At 74.6% G+C, this 280-nt stretch carries 1 protein-coding gene; it reads right to left on the bottom strand.

The features are described from left to right. Positions 1-280, bottom strand: a 280-nt coding sequence (locus tag AOK03_RS44720; RefSeq protein WP_425264455.1) for a protein kinase domain-containing protein, incomplete at both ends; no start/stop codon positions are given.

Raw genomic sequence — 280 nt, 5'->3', positions numbered from 1 at the left:
GTCCTTGTCCAGGCACCACTCGACGAAGCGGCGCAACCCGGCGGGGACGCGGTCGAGTTCGGGGGCGCCCGTGACGACGCGGGTGGCCGTCTCGTAGGGGCTGTCGCTGTCGAAGGGGCCGCGTCCGGTCGCCGCGTAGGCGAGGACGGCACCGAGGGAGAAGATGTCGGAGGCGGGGCCGACGTCGCGGGGGTTGGTGAGCTGCTCCGGGGACATGTAGGGCGGGGTGCCCATGACGCGGCCGGTCTGGGTGAGGGCGTCGGCGCCGAGGGCCTCGGCG

This window comes from Streptomyces atriruber, assembly GCF_001418325.1.
Taxonomy (GTDB): Bacteria; Actinomycetota; Actinomycetes; order Streptomycetales; family Streptomycetaceae; genus Streptomyces; species Streptomyces atriruber.
The sequence above is the reverse complement of the archived record's forward strand: the minus strand, read 5'-3'. Positions and strand labels throughout refer to the sequence as shown.